This window comes from Bacteroides sp. AF25-5LB (assembly GCF_003602965.1).
GTDB lineage: Bacteria > Bacteroidota > Bacteroidia > Bacteroidales > Bacteroidaceae > Bacteroides > Bacteroides uniformis.
Genome location: NZ_QTMC01000001.1, coordinates 222,654 through 242,086, shown reverse-complemented (window position 1 = coordinate 242,086; position 19,433 = coordinate 222,654). Strand labels below are relative to the sequence as shown.

The 19,433-nt window shown below is 44.8% G+C and carries 9 protein-coding genes and 2 pseudogenes; 1 reads left to right on the top strand and 10 read right to left on the bottom strand.

Annotated features, from left to right (window positions below; genetic code table 11):
• Positions 1–244: 244 nt before the first annotated feature.
• From DWY57_RS21500 to DWY57_RS00985, 6 genes and pseudogenes are all read right to left on the bottom strand, one after another.
• A complete protein-coding gene (locus DWY57_RS21500) occupies positions 245–376 on the bottom strand; it encodes a hypothetical protein (protein WP_279387015.1) in 132 nt (43 codons plus the stop codon).
• 1,088 nt (positions 377–1,464) lie between these two features.
• A pseudogene (locus DWY57_RS21180) lies at positions 1,465–2,337 on the bottom strand (DUF4886 domain-containing protein); the annotation flags it as partial.
• A 1,469-nt stretch (positions 2,338–3,806) separates the two neighbouring features.
• A pseudogene (locus tag DWY57_RS21175) lies at positions 3,807–4,916 on the bottom strand (glycoside hydrolase family 88 protein); the annotation flags it as partial.
• Between the two features lie 124 nt (positions 4,917–5,040).
• Complete coding sequence (locus DWY57_RS00995; RefSeq protein ID WP_119961206.1) at positions 5,041–6,657, bottom strand: RagB/SusD family nutrient uptake outer membrane protein; 1,617 nt, start codon at positions 6,655–6,657, stop codon at positions 5,041–5,043.
• A gap of 21 nt (positions 6,658–6,678) precedes the next feature.
• Positions 6,679–9,918 (bottom strand): TonB-dependent receptor, encoded by a 3,240-nt coding sequence (locus DWY57_RS00990; RefSeq protein ID WP_119961205.1) that lies wholly within the window; start codon positions 9,916–9,918, stop codon positions 6,679–6,681.
• A 101-nt stretch (positions 9,919–10,019) separates the two neighbouring features.
• Positions 10,020–11,039 carry a FecR family protein gene (locus DWY57_RS00985; RefSeq protein WP_119961268.1) on the bottom strand — a complete coding sequence of 340 codons (1,020 nt, stop codon included), beginning with the start codon at positions 11,037–11,039 and terminating at the stop codon, positions 10,020–10,022.
• Positions 11,040–11,192: 153 nt separating this feature from the next.
• Between DWY57_RS00985 and DWY57_RS00980 the strand changes: the two genes are divergently transcribed.
• Positions 11,193–11,741, top strand: a complete 549-nt coding sequence (locus tag DWY57_RS00980) for an RNA polymerase sigma-70 factor (RefSeq protein WP_119961204.1) — start codon at positions 11,193–11,195, stop codon at positions 11,739–11,741.
• 70 nt (positions 11,742–11,811) lie between these two features.
• Here the strand turns inward: DWY57_RS00980 and DWY57_RS00975 are convergent, their stop codons facing one another.
• From DWY57_RS00975 to DWY57_RS00960, 4 genes are all read right to left on the bottom strand, one after another.
• A complete protein-coding gene (locus DWY57_RS00975) occupies positions 11,812–14,022 on the bottom strand; it encodes a glycoside hydrolase family 3 N-terminal domain-containing protein (RefSeq protein ID WP_119961203.1) in 2,211 nt (736 codons plus the stop codon).
• Positions 14,023–14,128: 106 nt separating this feature from the next.
• Entirely contained in the window at positions 14,129–14,899 is a 771-nt protein-coding gene (locus DWY57_RS00970) for a hypothetical protein (RefSeq protein ID WP_119961202.1), read from the bottom strand.
• An 11-nt stretch (positions 14,900–14,910) separates the two neighbouring features.
• Entirely contained in the window at positions 14,911–17,631 is a 2,721-nt protein-coding gene (locus DWY57_RS00965) for a sugar-binding domain-containing protein (RefSeq protein ID WP_035450100.1), read from the bottom strand.
• The gene (locus DWY57_RS00960) at positions 17,628–19,424 is read right to left on the bottom strand and encodes a glycoside hydrolase family 2 TIM barrel-domain containing protein (protein WP_119961201.1); all 1,797 of its coding nucleotides are present in this window, start codon (positions 19,422–19,424) and stop codon (positions 17,628–17,630) included. Before DWY57_RS00960 ends, DWY57_RS00965 begins: the two co-directional genes overlap by 4 nt.
• Between the last annotated feature and the right edge of the window lie 9 nt (positions 19,425–19,433).

Here is a 19,433-nt window from a genome sequence, read left to right as displayed (position 1 = left end):
TATAGAACTCAGATTATTTAACGTGAGTCCGACGAATTCAGACGCTCTGTTGATTCGTCGGATTCATGTTTTTTAAAGTTTTCTCACGTCAGTGTTCTATCTGCAAGAGTGTATGACTAAGTCCCTATGTAAAGGAAACAAAGTCCCGGACTATTGTATGCTGGGTTTCGTTATCCTGTCCGGGCGCTCATTTCTTTATTCCTGGTGACTCATATCTCTCCGAATGTCCTGAAGGGGAAGTTTCTTATTTGCCTTTGAACCATTTATCAGCGAACCAGATGTATTGTTCCCAATCATAAACCGTAATGTCATGGATTCCGGTGCGGATATGGTAGGCAATGCTTCCATCTCGGACGGGGGTATCTGTAGCAGGCATCTCTGTAGACTCTAATCCTTTCTTGCCAAAAAGCTCATATACGGGAGTGGCATATACTCCGGATAGGAATTCGCCTTTGGGGTCGGCCCAGCGGTCTTCGGTTGCACTGGCTATGTAGACCGGACGGGGAGCTTGCAGGGCAATGAGCTCGTGTTGGTCGAACGGTAAATTTTCCTCCTTATCATTGTATTTCCAGAAGTTGCGGCAGAACCAATGCGTGAATTGCCGGTTGACGGCACGGACTGTTTCGCCAAAGGCACGGCGGGAGAGCGCTGCCCTCCGCAACCGGAACAGTTGGAAATGATTAGGGAGAAACGTGGATCTGTAGCACCGGCCCATAATGCAGCTTTGCCATGTCGGGAATGACCGAAGACAGCCACTTTGGATGCATCTATCTCTTTGTCCGTCTCAAAATAGTCCATGGCACAACTCATGGCCCATGCCCATGCTGCAATGGTTCCCCATTCGTTATCGGCAGGGCGGCGTTGTCCCTTTTTGTAGAACAAAGGATGAACTCCGTTTTTAAAGGCGTCATCGAAATCAGGATCGATGTCTCCCCGGTAAATAGTGGCAAGCGCATAGCCGTTCTTCATAATCGTTTCTATGGGCCAGCGTGCCGAGGCGATACCTCTTTCGGGGAGCTTCCTCCATCTGAACTCTTTTTGTTTTTCAAGTGTAGGATATGATATGCCGGGGTCGGTGCTGATGGTGTGGTTACCTTTGAAGTTGAGTCCGAAGAACAACGGTACGGTTCCCGCACGTTGGTTGGGAATGTACATGAGTATGGTGAAATACTTTTTGTTGTCCTTTGTAAGATAGACATTGACTTCTTTTCGAGTAGCCAGTCCTCCAAGTGCATGGCTGTCTTCCGTCAATACTTCGAAATGCATGTCCTTAGGATGTTTGGGAGCCTTACCGAACATCTCTGTTTCAAAGAGTCGCAATAGTTCGGGACGGCGTTTCTTCGTCCATTGTTCTGCTGTTGTTACCGGTTTTCCGTTTTCCAGTGTCAACGCATCAGGCAAGGTGTATTCGGGAACATTCACTTCATTGTAATTGGCTTTGGCGGCCGGCTGCTTCAGGTCGACCAGATGGGTGACCTTGTCCGGACAAAGTATGGCTGCGTGTGCTGCTGTCTGGGCTACTTCCTTCTCGTCATAGTTCATGCCTTTTGGGGAGTAGGGGGCTCCTATGACATTTTGGCCGGTCAAAGCTTCGAACCAGGTACAAGCGGCGGTATATCTGCCTATTTTCAGGTCCAGATGATAGCCATCCCTATTCATGTGGTCGCCTATAAAGGTGGTGCGGGCATTCTGGATGGCAGTGCCGGAGGGGATGATTTTTTTGATGCCCACCAATCCGGCTGCTTCCTTAACGGCATTGACAATATCGGTGTACATTTTCATCTGACTTGAATTGTAGTTCTTGAATCCCGAATGAGTGCTGTTGCCGGCATAGGCCCAAGTTTGATGCATCATTAAAACTGTCTTTTTACTGACCCGTGGTTTGACATAATCCACCAGTTCAGGGAGGGACGCTTTGTATGTTTCGTAAATGCCTGATACCGGACTTGCTTGTTGCAGGCTTACATAGTCCCATGGTTCGTCGGCAAGGGCTTTCTCAATGGTCATTTCTCGGATTTCTACCCTTTCCCCATTTTTGTCTACTTTGCGGTAGGCGTAGGCCGGTGTATTGTTGCGTATATTTTTTACATGCCGTTCCAATGAACATCCTCCGATATACATGTTGCCGATAATCATGATATAACCTTCGGACTTTCCCAGTTCGTGCAGATATTGTTCCACTGCATCTTGTGAGAAACTGTTGCCTATGGCCAGCACTCTAAGAGTGTCTGCGTCAGTTGCTTTTGCCTGCAATCCTCCGGGGGAGGCAAGCAGCAGGGCAAGCAGCAGGAGGAGCCTTGCCGATAATCTTGAAACATGAAAGTCGTTTCTTTTCATCATACCTTTGTGTGTTTTTAATGTATTTACTTTATAGTTACTTCTGCCAGTTTCAGCCAACCGGAGTTTGTGTAAGTACCTTTGGCAGAGATATTCAGTCCTTTTACATTACTGCCATTGCCTTTGGTCGTATCTACCAAAGCCACTGCCCAAGTATAGTTGCCTTTCTTGACTCCCTTGATTTTAGGAGTAAACTCATAAGAAGTGGGATGGTCTTTAATCCAGACCGACAAATCGGTATTGCTGTCCAGATAGGAGTAGGCTATCTGATTGTCTTGATTCAATAAGGCAAAGGCTACTTTGTATTTCTGATTCCATTGTGGTATATTGGTAGGACAGTATCCCCAGCCTAAATTGTTCCAACGATGTGCTATTCTTATTCTTGTCCCGTTCTTTATCTCTTTGGGAACCACAATGGAATCGGGATACAAACGATAACCTCCTTCGGAGATGAAACGCTCAACCAGAGGATAGGCATCACGGAACCAACTCATGGTTTCGTCTCCTACACGGAAATCCATCATATTGACATGAGCTTCCTGGCCGTCTTCAAATTCTCCTATACGAACTTCTTTGGCTGTTTTGTAACCGCTCGGGTCATTGTGGTAAGGGTGTTTGCTTACAATCCAGCCACCTTCCAGCAATACCGGACGCTTCATAATCCAAGGCTTTACATAATTCCGTTCCCACTGGCCGTAATACTCTCTCATTCCGAAAGCATCATGGCGTAAAGAAAAACCTTTCTCACAAGCACTGTCCAACAGACGTTTGCTGTCGGGATCAAAATTCTCTTCACCGGCCCAGTCTTTACCTGCACCCATCCAACGGTGGTAGTTGATGACTAAAGGCACCTTCGTGAAATTCTTGAGATACAGGTCAATGATCCAGTTGAATACAGTTTCACGGTTTTTAGGGTCGATGTACTTCATGGTGTGTGCCTCGCCCCACTTGCCAAGGCCGTAGCCATCTATAAATTCTACCAAGTCGGGATTATTGTACTTCTGGGCAAACGCTTCTATGAATTTTGCATATTTCTCCTGAAAGATAGGGTCATCGGGATAGGGAGAACGTTTCCCGTTATCAGTATAGTATTTGGCTCCTGCATCGAATACATAAGCCGGAGTAGCTTCGTTCTTTCTGTCACGACTATCGACTATCACGCGTAAAGAAAGACGCATGCCTCTGTCGAGTGCACCTTGAATTACTTTTTTCAACTTTTCATCCGTGTCCCATCCGTAGACTCCTTCGGCAGGATTGAATGTACTCCAATGAGTACGGATATAGAGTGTACGAGCATAATCGGAAATCTTCACGGTCGTTCCTTTTTCCGGTACATAGATATGGTCGTATTTCTTCCAGAAGTCATCGCTTACATTCTCGTTTGCATAGATTACCCAGCCACTCAAAGGATTTCCCTGCATGGTTTTCTTGTCCGGCCAGATTTTTATGTAATCGGCTTCCGTATCTACAGCCATCTTGTAAATCTGGCATCCTGCTGCAAGAAAAGCGCCGACACCGTAAACTTCTGTCATGTCACGGGTGACTTTACGAGGATCGGCACCGATCGGTTGTACCCAGCCAAGTTTGCCGTTTGCATCTACAGCATTAGTCAACGCTTTCCATCCTTTTATAATGACTGGCATAAAGTCATCTTCGTCCAAGATACCTGCATTCACACCATATGCCAGTGCATATACAAAGAAACCGGTAGAACTGGTTTCGGGAGAAGGGTAGGAAGCCGGGTCCAAAAGGCTGGCATGCCAATAACCGTCTTCGTTCTGCAATCCGGCAATACGGGTACATAACCGGACAAACAGTTCTTCGTAATAAGCGCGTTCCATCAAGCCTTTGGGCAACTCCTGCAATACTTCTGCCAATCCGGCCAGTACCCAGGCATTTCCACGTCCCCAGAACACCTTTCTGCCATTGGCTTCTTTTTTGCCGAAATAATGCCAGTCTCGGTAGAAAAGGTTCTCTTCCTTATCGAATAGATATTCGTAGGTAGCCCGGTATTCATTGTCCATGAATTGGAGGTATTTCCGGTTGTTGGTTTCGCGGTATAGCTTGGCATAAACCGGGGGGGCCATGAACAAGGCGTCACACCAGGTCCAGCGTTCCAGGGTTTTGTTGTCACCGTACTCCAGTTTGAATGTACCGTTGGATGGATGGTTGACGATCCATTCCGTACGTGCCAGGGTAGGAGCTAGTATTTCCTCTTTTTTATATTTACGGTATAAATCAATGAATGATTGGGAAACGGTTATATCGTCTGCATGGTACAATCGCTGATGGGGTTGCCAGCAGTTCCGTCTTCCTATTTTATAGAGCCATTGATAGTAGGTGCTGTCATTGTACTCCTCTTCTGCCAGTTTTGCCCAATCTGCCATACCTACATAAAGTGCTCCATTGGTCCAGTCCAGGTCGTGGTGTTCGTGGGCAGTGTTAGGATTGGAAATTTGCCAGTCCGCCACTTGCTTCATTTTCTCTTTTACTTCCTTTTTGCTGAATGGCACTTGTGCCATGATTGCCATACTGATAAACAGAAAGGCTGTTGCTGTTAATTGTCTGTGTATCTTCATGATTGTTTGTTGATAAAATTAAGGGAATTGCCTTTGTTCTCAACGGACGCGGACAATTCCCTTTATGAGAATCTTGAAAACTATCTTTTTACCTTTATTCGTGTTTTATTTTGTCTTTGTGCTGTTAATATCCTTCGTTTTGCGGGAATTCTGCTCCCGTATTTGAATCGATTATGCTCTGAGGAATCGGCCATAATGTATGGTAATCACGCATAACGGGACCCGATTCTGTATTGTATTTGCGGGTACGCTCCAATAATTTGCCGGTACGGCATAAGGTAAAGCGGCGTGATTCTTCACCTACCAACTCGCGGATACGTTCGTCCAGCAAGAAGTCCATGGTCATTTCACTGTCTGTAATCTCAGGAGCATGTGCGCGACGGCGTACTACATTGATTGCTTCGCGGGCACCTGAAATATCCTTCAAACCCAACCTTGCCTCGCAGAGTAAGAGATAAGTTTCGGACAAACGGAACTTCATACGGTCACGGTAGGAACCGGTCAAAGAAAGGTTCTCGGAACGGCCATAGAAGAATTTTGTCAGAGCCGGATAAAGACGGAAGGTAGTAAACCATGTTTCGTCTGTAATCGTAGCCTTTTTACCATAAAGGTCGGGCATGTTCTCGTTGTTGTAATACCAGTTACGTTTAATGTTGTATTCGGAATTACGGATATCATTTTCATCAAAGAAACCGGTATCTTCGCCAATCCACCATTTCATTGGTACCAACTGGGACAAGCCACGGCCACCCAGTGAGTCTGCCAAAACAAAACCGGTAATCTCGAAGTATTTGGGTTCCCAGGCGCGGCGTGTCCAATCATCGGAATTTGTACCGCCACCAGTAGTGTTATATTCAAACTGCATGACCCAAATGCTTTCCATATTGCCGGATGTGCGATTTTGGTTGTTTTCAACGAATAGGTCGGAGAACACATCGCCGTTTGCTTTTGCCTTTTCACCGAAGCGATCCTCCATCAAGTGGAAATATCCGCTGTTGATGACATTTTCTGCAGCTGTTTCAGCCTTTGCATAATCACCTTGCATTAAGTAAACCTCACTTAACAAGTGTTCTGCCGCCCATTTGGTCAGCTTGCCAACTTTTACGGCATCAGGGTCGGTAGGCAGGTTCTCGACAGCAAACTGAAGGTCTTCTACCATGTGGGCAATAACCTCTTCCTTCGGTGTACGGGTAAAATCAATTCTGAACTGATCTTGAATCTTGTCCACATAAGGAACGTCTCCATACAGATAAACCAACGTACGGTATGCATAAGCACGGAAAAAACGTGATTCTGCTTGATAGAGCGCCTTGTCTGTGCTATTATCCCAGTTCGTGTTTATTTCAGAGTATTTCAACATCTCATTGGCTCCTGCAATCAGACTGTAGGCCCAATTCCAGTAGGAGCCTACAATACCGGTATTGGGAGTTAATGTCAAATAACCGAACGGTTGGATAGAACCGTCTTTGGTACCCATGGTAGCAAGGTCAGTGGCAATTTGTAATGCTTCGTAAGGGCAAGCGGCATTATGCATGAAGGCTCCGTTTTCACCCCAAGTGTTATATTCAGAACGTGCTTGGGCATAAAGTCCGGTGGAACCTACCTCGAAACCATAGGAACTTGTATATGTGTTATCCGGGGCCAGTTCACTTTTCAGTTTCTCATCCAGAAAGTCAGAGCAACCGGTAGCAGACAGAGCTACTAACAGAGCTAGAGTTGCTTTTGATATATAATTTTTCATTGTATATATATTTAAGTAAGTTTAGAATGATAAGTTCAGTCCAAGTACGTAGGAACGTGCAGTCGGGTAAGAGGCAAACCAACTGTTGTCATAGTTCAATACGCTGCGTATATCACAGAATGTATAAGGATTTTCCACGCTGATATTGACTCCCAAACCACTCAGCCCCAATTTCTTTACTAAATTCTTTTCAAAATTGTATCCTAAAGTGATATTTTTTATTTGGATGTATGTAAAGTCTTTGTAATAGCTGTGTCCGTCGAAGTTGTTATATACCGGAGAAGCATATTTGGCATTGGTATGTTCCGGCGTCCAGTAATCGGCATTATGCAGATAGTTGTATAAATTGTAACTCCAACTTCCGATATTGGCTTCATTCAGCTCACGTGTAACCTTGAATGTTCCGTTCAGTAAAAATGACAGATAGAAATTTTTGTAGGTTAGAGTATTGCTCATAGACATCAGGAAGCTTGGATTCTTTGAACCGATGATGACTTTATCGTTGGAATCAATGTAACCGTTTCCGTCTGCATCTTTCACTTTGGCAGAGCCTGGCTTGGCACCTTTTTGGATTTCTTTTTCGGTACCGTCTGCTGTAGTATAGGTGAATTTGTCACCTTCCTGCCAGATACCGTCAACGTCATAGTCGTAGTAAACTCGCAAAGGTTTGCCGATGAACCACTTATTGGTGATATCATCTTTTTTGTCACCACGCAGGTCTACAATCTTGTCACGGTTTAGTGAGAAGATGATTCCGGTGCTCCATTCGAAATTCTTATTGCGTATGTTGACAGTGTTTAAAGTGAATTCAACACCTTTGTTACGTGTTTTACCCACATTATCCCAAATAGTTTTATAACCGTTCATGATAGGAACAGTACGCTTCATCAGCAAGTCTTTTGTGTTGGCGACATACATTTCAATGTTACCGTTGATGCGGCCGTTAAAGAATGAATAGTCAATGCCGACGTTGAATGTTCGGGTTGTTTCCCATTTCAGATTCGGATTTCCAATGCCGTCATTGGCTAGATAAGCACCATTGACACCTGCTCCACCGTCACCCCAGATATAGTTTGTGAGATGTAGACGGTCCAGCGTCTGATAGGGGCTGATGGCTTGGTTACCGTTGGAACCATAAGATACGCGGAGCTTCAGTTGGTCCAACCAGTTTTGGGTATTTTCCATAAAGCTTTCGGAAGCAATGTTCCATGCAGTAGCCACTGACGGGAAGAATGCATACTTATTGTTTGCACCGAAGGCAGAATAACCATCGGAACGTCCGGTTAGGGTCAGCATATATTTTCCGGCATATGAATAATTCAGACGAAGCATATAAGATAACATGGAGGTTTCTGATAAACTGGACTTTACAGTCTTATTTTTCTCACCTGCATTGATATTATGATAGCTGGAGTCATCGTTTACAAAACTTTCGGCACTTGAATTGGAAGTTTTCTTCTGAGTCTGTTGTACACTGAACAAACCTGTAGCGTCGAAACGGTGCTTGCCAAATTCACGATTATACTTGAGCAAGTTTTCCCAAGTGTAATCCCAGTAGTGCTCATTATTGATGCTAGCTTTTCCGCTGGCTGTTCTACCGTCTTTGGTGTCACGGCCATAGTATGTGCCGGTAAAGTCGCTACGGTAGTTGTAACCAAAGGTTGTACGGGCTGAAAGACCTTTTACCGGCAACAGAATGTCAGCATAGGTGTTGATGAAAAAATTACGTCTTGTTTGATCTTGGTCAGCATTGACATTGGCCATCGGGTTAATAATCAAGGATTGATCCATAGGTTCTTCATAATACTTGCCGTTTTCATCTTTGTAGATACCATAAGGACTCTGTTTTACAGCATGTTCAATATTCGGGGTTATACCACCGCCATCTCTTTGAATAAATTGGGTCTGTATACCGATAGTCAGCCATTTGTTTAATACTTGTGTGACATTCAAATTAATATTGTAACGTTTCATGGCAGAGTTATAGACTACACCTTCTTGATCCAGATAGGAAACTGCCCCCATGTAAGTGGTACTTTCAGTACCTCCGGAAATGCCTACCTGATGTTCCATGGTAAATGCATTGCGGAAAATATAGTTCTGCCAGTCGTTTGTAACGTCTTTCTTGTAATTTATAAGTTCACTGGCACTCAGAATATTCTCAGGAGCCAATTGGTCACCACTCCATCCATCTTTCAGGCGTGCAATGTCTTGTTTAAATGTGATGTATTCGTCTGGAGTCATCACATCAATAGTCTGTTGGGGTTGCGACATTCTGAACTGCCCTTTGTATGTAACTTGGGGTGCACCTTTCTTGCCTTTCTTTGATTGAATCAAGATAACACCATTGGAACCGCGTGAGCCGTAGATAGCTGCTGCGGAAGCATCTTTTAAGACACTAAGGCTTTCGATGATGTTTGGGTCAATATCACTCAAAGAACCATTGTAAGGAATACCGTCCAATACGATGAGCGGTGCATTGTCGGCACTTAATGAGTTTTCACCACGTACACGGAGGGTTTGGTCTGCTCCCGGTTTCGCATCACCAGTAGTTACGCTTAAGCCCGGGATTTGTCCTGCGAGACGGTCCATCAAGTTACTGCTATTTATCATGTTCAGCTTCTTCTGGTCTACTGATACCAGACCTCCAGTCAGGTCGGACTTACGTTGTGTACCATAGCCGATTACCACGACTTCTGCCAGTGTTTTACTGTCTTCCACTAACTTTACGGTACTGTTTCTACCAGCTTTTACAGTCTGTGTCACATAACCGATATAGGAAATTTTGAGATTACTCCCTGCCGGTGCGTTGATCGTGTATTTTCCGTCAAGATCTGTGATGACACCAGTATTGGTTCCTTCCACCATGACATTTGCTCCGATAATTGGTTCACCACTTTCGTCAATTACTGTACCAGAGATGTTCTGTGGTTGCCCGGATATTGCCTTGTTATTCTTTCCGGTATATAAAATAATGTGTGTTGCGTCGATTTCAAATTTAACATTGGTCCCTTTCAATAAGGCTGCTATTGTCTTATTAATAGTTGCATTCTTAACATTTAGGCTGACTTTCTGTTTGATGTCTATTTGCTGCGATTCATAGAAGAAAGTGTATCCGCTTTGCTTTTCCACTTTTGGCATAGCCTCTGATAATGGGATGTTTGTGAACTTCAGTGTGATCAGTTTCTCTTTCTTTTGTGCAGAAACTGGGGCACATAGAAGTACTAGTATAAGAATGATGAGTTGTTTTCTTATATCCATAATTGTCTTAAATTTAAAGATTAATGTAGGTGTTTACTTTTCGTTAATTATTAAATAACGTGCATTTCTCATTTGTTTGGCATAAGTTTTTTGTTACTGTTTCATTTTACTTTTTGTTTTGTGTCTGCAAACGAAATTGTCAATTCATTCTCTTCGTTAAAGGTATATTTCATAGGTTGGATGCGTGACATGATACGGAGTATTTCGTCCAGCGGTTCGCTACGCAACGTAAACGTATAGAAATATTTATTGGATAATGTAGGATCCACGTCTATCTTTACCCGATACCATTTAGAAAGCAATTTGCAAATGTCTCCCAATGAACGGTTTCTGAATACGAGTTGTGTATTTGCCCACGAAGAGGCAAAATGTACATCATCTTTTTCTACCTTAAGTGTCAGGGTTTTCCGATTAAAAGTAGCTGTTTCGCCTGGTTTGAGGAAACGGTTCTCTGTCTCGGTTTCCAAAGAGACGGACCCTTCTACCAAACTCACTACTGTATTTTCCGAACCGGGGAATGCATCGACATTGAATTTGGTTCCGTGAACTACGATACGCATACCTTCTGTCTGCACGATAAAAGGTTTGTCAGCATCGTGTGCTACATCGAAGTAAGCTTCACCAGTTACATTTACGATACGCTCATCCTTATTCATTTGTGATTCGTATTGCAAAGAGGTCTCTGTATGCATCCATACTTCGCTTCCGTCAGGAAGGAGAACCTTAGACTTACCCGACAAATTAGAGTATAACTGCGGCATGGCTTCAAGCTGTCCGTTAAGGAATCCTATGTAGAATGAGCAACCGATGGCAACAGCTATACATGCTGCTACTGCGTAGCGGTATATCCGTTTCAGCTCGAAGCGTTTCTTTGCAGGTTTTTCAGTCTGCTTAGGCTCGCTGGCGTGCATACGGTTGACAAGTTCATTCCAATAATATTCGGTATTGGGCGTATAGTTTTCTACATTTGCCTGAATTTTTTCCCATAACAGTTGTAATTCCTTGAATAACGCTTCGTTGTTACTGCTGCGTAACCAAGTCTCCAATTGCCGCTCTTCGTCTGCGGAAATTTCCTGTTTCAACTTAGGAATGATTAAATTCCAAGGAACACTTTTTTTCATGATCATGATGTTTTTATAGGCCTTCACTTATATGACACATCACTTGAGTTTAACCCTTATTCCAATTCCAATTATTTTTTTAATAAATTTCGAGGAACGAATAATATTAGTATCTTTGCCGCTCAAGAAGCCCTTATCTAATATAACTTCGATATGCCTGCAGAAGATGATATCCTATTGTTACAGTTAATCAAACAAGATGACGAGAAGGCTTTCAAGCACCTTTTCGATACTTATTTTGTTTCACTCTGCCGCTTCATGTCCCTTTATCTGAGAGACAAGCAGGAGATAGAAGAACTGGCCCTTTCCATTTTTATGAATTTATGGGAGGGTAGGGCCGACTTGACTCTTAAAATCTCATTCAAGGCTTATCTTTTCCAGTCTGCACGCAATCGTTGCCTGAATGCTTTACGCGATGAAAAGGATACGGTTCCCATCGAGGGAGGAGAAGAATATGGATATGCTCTTGCGGCTGATACTTCGGTGGAGATGGAAGAACTTAATCGATTGATTGAAGAAGCTGTTTGTTCCCTTCCGAACAAATGTGGGCAGGTTTATCGCAAAAGTAGGGAAGAAGGGAAGACTAATCAAGAAATTGCCGGGGAAATGGGTATTTCTGTCAAGACGGTGGAGGCCCAAATAACCAAAGCCTTGAAGCATATCAAGAAATTTTTAGGAGAACAGTATACTTATTTGTTCTAAAAATAGAAATTGCAGGCCATCTGTCTTTTAGAATGATGAAAGGAGGATGGCCTACAATATAAAAAGAAGATTAATCTATAACCGTGAATTTTACTTTCTGGTCTTTCACTATTACATAATATTCTCCATTTTCAAGGAAATGTTCACCATTGGCATTTACAAAACCAAGATCACGTATCGGGTCTATTTCAAAGCGGAATATATGTGTTTCACCTGCTTTAATTAGTTGCTTTTCGAAGTGCTTCAACTCTTTGCATGGACGGGTAATCGTGCTAAATGGGTCTGAGATAAACCAATGCACCACTTCTGCACCGTCACGTTTGCCTACATTGGTGACTGGGATTTCCATTACCAACTTTTCACCGCGTCTGATGGTTTCTTTGGGCAAGTTGATATTACCATAATTAAAGGTGGTATAACTCAAGCCGTATCCGAATTCATACAGTGGGGAAGAGGGGATGTCTTGATATTTGCCACTTTGTGGACGGGCTGTTTTGCGCTGATTGTAATAGATTGGAATCTGTCCGGTGGAACGTGGAAAAGTAATGGAAAGCTTGCCCGAAGGATTTACCCGGCCGGACAAGACACCTGCCAATGGTTTACCGCCAGGTACTCCCGGTTGCCACATTTCAACGATGGCGTCACAGAGAGGTTCCACCTTAGAGAGTCCCAAAGGACGTCCGTTAGCCAGTACCAGAACAATCGGTTTGCTTGCTTTCTTCATTTCAGCAATGAATTCCTCTTGAATGGTAGGCAGTTCTATGATGGAACGCGATGCGTTTTCGCCACTCCACTTTTTCTTTTCACCCATGCAGAGTAGAATGACATCTGCTTTCTGGGCTACAGCCAGTGCCTCACTGAATTTGGAAGTGTCGTTACCGTCGAAACCACAACCCTCGGTATAAATCAGTTTGGCCTTGCCTGCAAATTCTGCATCCAGCGCCTTTTTGATGGGGAGGACATCTTCTGCATGTCCATGTCCATACCATGACCCCAGGAGCTCGGCACTGTTTTGTACCAGAGGCCCCATGACGGCGATAGTTGGCTTGTTTCCATTTACCAGAGGGAGTACCTTGTTTTCATTCTTCAGTAGAACAATGGTCTCCTCTGCCAGTTTCTCTGCAATAGCCAGGCTTTGTGGAAGGAGGAAGCGCTCTTTTTCTGTAGATGTCGGGGTGTAGGGATTGTCAAAAAGTCCAAGGCGGAATTTGATACGGAGCACGCGTTTCACTGCATCGTCCACCAGTTGCATGCTTATTTTACCTTCTTCCACCAGCTTTGCCATATGCCTGTCATAGCAATGCCCCATCATGTCCATTTCCAGGCCGGCGTTGAAAGCTAGACGGGCAGCTTCTTTGCGGTCGGCAGCATGGCCCTGGTCAATAAGTTGCGGTACTGCAGACCAGTCTGAAACAACAAAGCCGTCGTGTTTCCAACGGTTCTTCAGAATTTCTGTCATCGTGTAATGGTTGGCGCTTCCGGGAGTACCGCTGATGTCATTGAATGAACTCATTAAAGTAGCGGCACCGGCTTTTACGCCAGCTTCATAGGGAGGAATATAGGTGTCCCACAGAGTCTGATTGGAGATTTCCGTATAAACATAGTCACGTCCTGCTTCAGAAGCGCCGTATCCGATATAATGTTTAAGGCAGGCGGCTACTCGCTTGCTGTCGGACATGTCTTCACCTTGGTATCCTTTGATAGATGCGACACCGAATACAGCATTGGTATAAGGGTCTTCGCCATAGCCCTCTGCAACACGTCCCCAGCGTCCGTCTCTTGCCACGTCAATCATAGGGGAAAAAGTCCAGTCTACCCCGGACATGCGTGCTTCCTGGGCGGCAACGGCACATGCTTGTTCTACCAATTGGGGATTCCAAGAACATGCTTGTCCCAAAGAGATGGGATAAATGGTACGGAACCCGTGGATGACGTCGTATCCGAAAAGGATGGGGATACCCAGACGTGATTCTTCCATTGCTTTTCTCTGAGCCTCGTTACGCAGATTGGCATCTTCATCAAAATAAATGAGGGAGCCTAGTGTGGCAGGAATTTTTTTTACTTCCTCACCACGATTGTTCTCGTTGTTATTCCGCCCCAAAGTGTACTGGTTGAGTTGTTGTACCTTTTCTTCCAGTGTCATTCTGCTGACCAGGTCATTCACACGCTCCTCAATGGGAGCTTTGGCATCTTTGTAGATGGGTTGCTTTTTGTTTGCAGCCATTGCTCCGGCCAGGCAACCACTTAAAAGGAGGCAACTGATAAATGTTAGTTTCTTCATGATATATATAATTATGCTATTCTCATTAAATAAGACACGTTTTTCGGAATCTGCTCCTACACAAAGGTCGTTTTTTTAAGGAATATAAACAAGTACATGCAAGGGCTTATTTGAAAATAGGCTTATCGGTTAGTGTCATGGAAGCTTGTTCGTTATTTTTTAGTTCAAATACCACTATTTCATTATTACCTGCTATCAGAGCACCGGCAGGTATCTCCAGGGCCTTTTCTGCATTTTCTTCCCAGTAGGCACCCAAGTATTGCCCGTTTATCCAGACTTCTCCCATTCCCCAGCCGGATACGTCAAGAAAGGTCTCTTGTGCCGGATTGCTTACTGTGACACAACCTTTACGGAAGCAGGGGATGGAGGAGGCGCCTTCTTTGAAAGTTATTCCGGCCACATCGCATTCCTTAATTTCCAATGGGGTCATCTTCCAGCCTTCTAAATCTGTCTTTCCCAATGTTATGCTGCCGTAGATACCTTTTGAATTGTCCAAAATTTCAGGACCATAGGTAATACGTCCGATATTTTCAGTATAGATACTAAGTTTGTGTATGCCTATCGGTAGATTGGTTTTCAGGCTTTTACTGCTATCTTTTAAATATCCTTGCAGTTTGCCGTCTGCATAGACCACAGCATAATCCCGTACGTTTTCAATAGTTAGTGTGGGATTCTCCTCTTCCACATCAACGGTTGTCTCATAGAGGGCATAGCCGAAATCCATATCCAGTTCATTCATGGGCAGTAAGGCATCATCTTCTACTGTTTCTCCATAAACTTGTTCCAATGGAGCTGTTTGTGACATTTTTATCTCTTGTGCTGCTGCCGGTCCGACCGGCAGCAACAAAAGAACCCAAAGCAAGAATAATTTCATCATATTTCCTTTATTTATTTCTTTAAGAATGATTCAATGTAGGACTCGTCAACGGTAATTTGCGGAGCGAATTTGTCACTCTTTACGTAGCGGTCAATGCTTTCCAGCAATTGCTGGGTGGCAGGACGTTCGTTGATGTTTTTCTGGGTATCTACGGCCAGTACCAGTAGACTGCCTTTCTTCACTTTTGCTTCGAAACCAATACCGAGCTTTTCATTATTGTCGTAATGGTCTATTACTTGTATGAAAGGCCGCAGTGCTGCCGGAGCATCCTTCATCTCAATAACCTTGGCATTTTCCAGAATGTCCCACCACTGCCAGTCAGTATGGTAGGAAGTTATGAAATGCTCGAATACAGGCTGGTCGTCATGAATCAGACAGCCAATGGTCATAGGAGGCCATTTGAACATTATCGGATTCCAGAAGTGATTGTGGAACACTGATTTACGACCTTTTACTTTGGAAGGTTTGGGGCAGAGTACCACTTTCTTGCCATCGGCAAGGTGTTGTTTTGCTTTTTCATCGAATACTGTGGTGTAGAGCACTTCACTAGTGGACTGCATTAAGTTGCTATGACGGGGATATACCCAGATATCCCAGCTGTTTTTTACGTGTGCAACAGAAAGATGGACCGTCAGCTTCTGTGGTTCAGTGATATTATTCAATGCATAACTGAAACTGCCAAGTGGAAATACCCCGTTCTTTCCGACAGTTTGTGTTTTCAGTTTTCCGCTCTTAAGGGTTTTACCGTTGCTGTCGGTGATACTCCAATTGATTTTTGCGTTTTTCAATAGGGCAGGTCCATAATTGTATATTTCCGCTTTTCCTTCAAATACTTCATCATTGTAAAGTGCGCGTTTGTCGAAACGGAGCAACGCAACAGTCGGTGCACAGAACTCGCGCCACTTTTCCGGTGTGATGAGCCCTTTGGTATTCCAGAAAGGATCGAGAATGCCTACCGGTGCATATCCTTGTCCGGTAAAATCATTCAGAGACAGTAATTGGAAACCGCCTTTCAGATAAGTGCGCAATTGGGCTTCTATGACATCCTTGTACTCTATGGCGGTCAAGGCTCCAGAAGCACGGAAGAAGTCATGTGCTTGGTCGAGCATGTGGTTTTTGTCCAGCAGTTCACGGAATATCTCGAAATTACGCGCTTGTACGGGGCCGGTGAAGTTCTTTATTTCCTCGAAATTGGGATAGATGCACCGCTGTCCGGATTCATGCGAGATGATGGGCAGGCCTATTCCCAGTTCCTTGTTTTTGTCCCAGTTTGTATAAGGACGTCCTTCGTAGATGGCCATGTGTCCTTTGGTAGTCTGATGGGTAATGTAGAACTGGTCTGATTTGACACGTGTGCGGGCTGTGGAACCGCTGTATAGACGGCGGTTATCCAACTGGCGGGCCGTGGCGGTAAGCTCTTCTATGAAACTGAAATCGCCGGTAATTTCGTTTCCGTTACAGTAGAGAATGAAGGAAGGGTGATTCCCATATTCTTTCAAGATACCCCGCAGCTCGCGACGGAAGAAATTCCAGCGCTTCTCATCGGGTTGGGCATCTTTACCCCACATCGGCATTTCCACCTCCAGATAGACACCCAGCTTGTCTGCCATACGGAACGCAGCGGCAGGAGGACACCAGGAGTGGAAGCGCATATGGTTCATACCATATTCTTTCAGGATACGGAGTACACGTTCCCAAGAGGCATCGTCCACAGGAGCATAGCCGGTCTTGGGGAACACTGCGTTTTCAACGGTACCGCGCAGGTGTATGGGTTCGCCATTAAGGATGATATGGTCCTCACCGGCCTCTACTTCGCGCATACCGAAAGTTGTGCTTTTCTCATGCGCATAGGATTGGCCCTCTACACTGGAAGTCAACTTACAGTCCAACGTATAAAGATTGGGATGGAACTCATTCCACAAATGGATATCCTTGCCCAAAAACATTTCTTCCTCGATATAAGTAATGGAATCGGTCACTGTTACTGGTACTTCCTTTTGTAGTCTATAGTCCTTTCCAGTCACGTGGAAGGATATTTTGCCGCTGGCGGTATGTTCTGTACAGTTGCGGACAGTCATTTTGACTTTGATGCTTTTGTTCTTGATGTCCGGATAGACCTGCATGTCATCTACATAGACCGGGTCTACAGCTACCAGCTTAATTTCGCCCAATACTCCGTTCCAGTTTATTTGGGTAAATTCGGAGTGGGCATGGTCCCATTTATGGGTATCGTACTGGTAGCGGTTGTCTATACAGAAAGTTATCAGTTCTTTTTTGCCTGGATGTAGCCATTGGGTCAGTTCGTGGTTGTGGGGAATACTGATGTAGTCTATTTTACTCACTTCTTCTTTGCCTACATATACCGAACTGAGCCAGTGTGTACGTTCAAAATAGAGGAAAATGCGTTTGCCTTTCCATGCCGCAGGAATCTCTATTTCCCGCTGGTACCATGCGGGGCCCATATATTCGTAGACACGGGTCAGCCTATCCAGGTGGCGGTAAGGAGATTTGTAGCCTATTTTATAGTCATCTGTAATTCCCGGCAGAACGATGCTTTCCTGCAGGCGATGGCAGTAACGTACGTCCAGTGAACCTCTCCGGAAGTCCATGACATCTGTCTGGAATGCCCATTCACCGGACAAGTCCATTTCATTCTTTTCTTGGGCATGCCCGCTCCAGACCATAGAGGTCAGGAGGAGGGCAGCCATGTAGTGTTTTATTTTGTGTTTCATTGTTCTGTTTTCTTTTGGTTATAGTAATCACGCATGATGTACCATGCTTTTTTGCGTTGTCCCTGGTCGGAAACCAGTCCTTTACGGTTCCATTCCCCTCCCTGGTGTGGATGGAAACGGAAGGGAGAACGGAAATCAAAAAGAATCCACGGCGATGTTCCGCGCAGGTTGGGGATATGCTTGAACATTTCCAGATTGTCCTTGTAGAGTTGTGCCTGATAATCCTCACTCCAAGAACTCTTGACTTCCGCGTCGCCATGTTTGCCATAGAGCGCTTCGCCTCCGAACTCGGAAATGAAAAGAGGTTTGCCGGGAGCTACATTCCAGATAGCCTGGTCCGGAGCCAGTGGCCAGTCATGATACCATCCCATATATTTGTTGATGGCTACCATGTCCAGGATGTTGATAATGGAGTCATTCATCTCAAAGTTCCGGCTTTCGCGGTTGAAGCGTACCAAATCGAAGGCGGCCGTAATCAGACGGGTTGAGTCGATGTCCAGGCAACATTGTTTCATGTGTTTCAGAAATTCATTGCGCGGGGCGGAAGTGGCTGTTTCATTGGCAATCCCCCAAAAGGTAACGGAACAACGGTTTTTGTCGCGCATCACCATCTCTTTAATCATTCTGCCTGCTTTCTCACGGGTAGCGGTATTCTTGAAGTCAATCCCTTGCCAGATAGGTATCTCTTCCCATAAAAGGAATCCCATTCTTTCTGCCAGGCGGACAGTATATTCATTTTGTGGATAATGTGCCAGACGAATCATGTTGGCACCCAGCTCTTTGGCTTCGGATAACAGCATTGTTGCGTCCGCTTCTGAGAAGGCACGCCCGCGGCGTTGCGGAATTTCCTCGTGGAAGCTGATACTGCGCAGGAAGATGGGCCGGTCGTTCAGATAGATATCTTCGCCTTTTACATAAAGGTTACGGAAACCAATTTGCTCGTTGAGCCGGTCACTTTCTGAAGTGATGGTCACATCATACAGTTTTGGAGCATCCGGTGACCAACGTTGCAGTTTTTTGGTTTTGATAGTGGCCTGGGCAATTCCGTTGGCATCGGTAGTCATGTTCTGTCTGATACCCAATTCGGGGATGGCGACTTGCACGTTAATGCCAGGCTTTGCTTCGGATAAGGTTACTTTGGCACGAATCAGGTTGGATTGTATCTTGTCCAACTGGATGAAATGGTCTTTGATGTAACTTTGTGGAACGCTTACCAACATTACATCGCGCGTGATGCCGCCGTAATTCCACCAGTCAAAGGACATGGCAGGGATGGCATCCGTGGTGCGGGTATTATTGACTTTCACCACCAGGAAGTTATCCTTTTGCTTTACCTTATCTGTGATTTCCACCTGGAAGGGAGTGAATCCACCTTCATGGCTGGCTATTTTTTCCCCGTTCAGATATATTTTGCTACGGTAACTTACCGCACCGAAATAGAGAAACAAACGTTTGCCGTCAGTCTTTGGGGTATCGAAAGAGCGTCCGTACCATACAGTCCCTTCATAAAATTTCAATTCGGGCATTTGTGAATTGAAATCGGCAGGTACATTCAGGACCAAACCTCCGTCGAAAGAGTATTCATAAAATTGCTTGTTGTCTTGAGGTTTTCTGTTTTTGTACACCTGCATCCTTTCCCCTTGGTCATAAAGGTCTACAATGGCTCCCCACTTCCCATTCAGTAGCCGGTAGTCGCGTCCGTAAACATTGGACAATAAGTCTTGTGCTTGCGACTTGCCTCCCAGTACAGACACTGCGAGCAAACAAGTAATCATTAGTCTTTTAATTTTCATAAATCGTAT